Origin of the sequence: Serratia sp. 506_PEND, from assembly GCF_001076875.1 — a bacterium.
GTDB classification, from domain to species: Bacteria; Pseudomonadota; Gammaproteobacteria; order Enterobacterales; family Enterobacteriaceae; genus Serratia; species Serratia marcescens.
In genome coordinates, this window is sequence record NZ_JVEL01000630.1 from 1 (window position 1) to 3,048 (window position 3,048).

General features: G+C 66.8%; 2 protein-coding genes. Both read left to right on the plus strand.

The genetic code is table 11. The annotated features are described in order from the left end of the window. Window positions 1-1,572 (plus strand): autotransporter outer membrane beta-barrel domain-containing protein (locus ADK28_RS28585; RefSeq protein ID WP_048797366.1); only part of this gene is annotated, 1,572 nt, incomplete at its 5' end. A 118-nt stretch (window positions 1,573-1,690) separates the two neighbouring features. Beyond that, window positions 1,691-3,048: S8 family peptidase (locus ADK28_RS28590; RefSeq protein ID WP_048797367.1), on the plus strand; the 1,358-nt coding region annotated here is incomplete at its 3' end.

Here is a 3,048-nt window from a genome sequence, read left to right on the forward strand (position 1 = left end):
CCGACGCTGGTCAATCAGGGGCGGCTGGCGATCAACGGCTCGGTCACCTCGGCCGTCAGCGTGCAGAGCGGCGGCATCGTCGGCGGCAGCGGCACGGTCGGTTCGCTGACCGCCCGCCGCGGCGGCACCGTGGCGCCGGGCAACTCGATCGGCACCCTGAACGTGGCCGGCGACGTCAGCTTCGAGCCGGGTTCGCGCTATGCGGTGGAAGTGGGCCCGAACGGCCAGAACGATCGGATCCAGAGCAGCGGAGCGGCGACGATCGGCGGCGGTGAGGTGGCGGTCACGCTGGAGGACAGCAGCAACCTGCTGACGCAAAGCGAGGTGCGCAGCCTGCTGGGCCAGCAGTACACCATCCTGAGCGCGCAGCAGGGGGTCAGCGGACAGTTTGACGCGGTGGCGCCGAACTACCTGTTCCTCGGCACCGGGCTGAGCTACCAGCCGACCGGGGTAACGCTGAGCGTCGGGCGCAACGGCACAAGCTTCGCCAGCGTGGCGCAGACGCCGAACGAACGGGCGGTGGCGGCGGCGGCGGATGCGCTGGCGGCGGGCAACCCGGTGTACGAGAGCCTGCTCAACAGCGGCACGGCGGGCGAGGCGCGGCAGGCGTTCCGTCAGCTGTCGGGGCAAATCCATGCGGATATCGCGTCGGCGCTGGTGAACGACAGCCGCTACCTGCGTGAGGCGCTGAACGGGCGTCTGCGTCAGGCGGAAGGGCTGGCGAGCTCGTCGGCCATCAAGGCGGACGAGGACGGCGCCTGGGCGCAGTTGCTGGGAGCGTGGGACCATGCGTCGGGCGACGCCAACGCCACCGGCTATCAGGCCTCGACCTACGGGGTGCTGGTGGGGCTGGACTCGGCGGCGGCGGCCGACTGGCGGCTGGGGGTGGCGACCGGCTACACCCGCACCTCGCTGCACGGCGGATACGGGTCGAAGGCGGACAGCGATAACTACCACCTGGCGGCGTACGGCGACAAGCAGTTCGGGGCGCTGGCGCTGCGCGGCGGGGCGGGCTACACCTGGCACCGCATCGACACCAAGCGGTCGGTGAACTACGGGATGCAGTCGGACCGCGACACGGCGAAGTACAGCGCGCGCACCGAGCAGCTGTTCGCCGAAGCGGGCTACAGCGTGAAGGGCGAGTGGCTGAACCTGGAGCCGTTCGTCAACCTGGCGTACGTGAACTTTGAAAACAACGGCATTGCGGAAAGCGGCGGCGCAGCGGCGCTGCGCGGCGACAAGCAGCACACCGACGCGACGGTGTCGACGCTGGGACTGCGCGCGGACACTGAGTGGCAGGTGAGCCCGGGCACGACGGTGGCGCTGCGCAGCGAGCTGGGGTGGCAACACCAGTACGGCGGGCTGGAGCGTGGCACCGGGCTGCGGTTCAACGGCGGCAACGCGCCGTTCGTGGTGGACAGCGTGCCGGTGTCGCGCGACGGGATGGTGCTGAAGGCGGGGGCGGAAGTGGCGGTGAACGAGAACGCCTCGCTGTCGCTGGGCTACGGCGGGCTGCTGTCGCAGAAGCATCAGGACAACAGCGTCAACGCCGGCTTCACCTGGCGCTTCTAAGCAACATCGACTCAATCCTTGTACGGGAACCGCCTGCGGGCGGTTCCTTTTTCACATCCTGCTAATGAGAACCCGGCGCACCTGGGGCGTCGGCCAATAACAAGCAAAAGGTAAGGAAATGACAACAACAACGGGTTTTGATAGCAAAGGAAACGCTCGCCGCTCGCCGTGGCGGCTGAACGCGCTGGTCTGCTGCATGGCGCTGGCGGGGTATGCGCAGGCGGCGCCGCACGAGGTGAGCGGCCAAGCCGGCGATCCGGCCAGCTGGCGCAGCGCCGAATTCAACGCCAACTGGGGGCTGGGGGCGATCCACGCCGATGAGGCCTATGCCGCCGGCTACACCGGCAAAGGGCAGAAGGTGGGCATTTTCGATACCCCGGTCAACCGCCATCCCGAGTTCGCCGGCGACGGCAAACTGATCAACGTGGTCACCGAAGGCTATCGCGCCTATACCGATCCGCACCGGCCGGGGATTAACGCCGGCGATCGCTTTTACTTCGACGGCACCTTCCACTTCTACAGCGGTTCACAGGGCATGCTGAGCAATCACGGGGTGCACGTCGCGGGCATCAGCGCGGCGAACCGCGACGGCGTCGGCATGCACGGCGTGGCCTTCGATTCGCAGGTGATCAGCGTCGATAATGACAACGACGGCCCGGCCTACGGCGAATTCCTCGGCCTGGACGGCGCCGTCACCAATGCCGGCTGGCAGGCGATGATCAAGAGCGGCGTGCGGGTGATCAACAACAGCTGGGGCGTCAGTATTCCCGATTTCCTGTCCGACGGCGGCCGCGATCCCAACGCGCTGCACTTTGAGCTGAAGGATGCGCAGGAACAGTTCGATCAGGTCAAACCGCTGCTCGGCAGTTTGGCCGGCGCAGGCTATCAGGGCGCCATCGACGCGGCGCGCAAAAATATTCTGGTGCTGTTCGCCGCCGGTAACGACGGCAACTACAATCAGCCGGATGTGATCAGCGGCCTGGCCTATTTCGTGCCGGACATCGCGCCGAACTGGCTGTCGGTCGCCAGCGTGGCGCAGGATGCGACATCGACCAACAGCGTGCCTTACACCATCAGCAGCTTCTCTTCCCGTTGCGGCTATACCGCCAGCTTCTGCGTCTCGTCGCCGGGCAGCAAAATCTACAGCACCGTGGCCAACGGTTCCGATCCGGCCAACCTGGTGTCGGACTACGGCAATAAAAACGGCACCTCGATGGCGACGCCGCACGTCACCGGCGCGGTGGCGGTGTTGCTGCAGCGCTTCCCGTACATGAGCTCGGCGCAGATTGCCGACGTGCTGAAAACCACCGCCACCGACATGGGCGCGCCGGGCATCGACGCGCTCTACGGCTGGGGGATGATCAACCTGGGCAAAGCCATCAACGGCCCGGGCATGTTCTATACCGTCGAAGATATTCCTGCGGAGTTCCGCATTCCGGATCCGACGGGCGTGGCCTACGGCCCGACCCAGTTTGT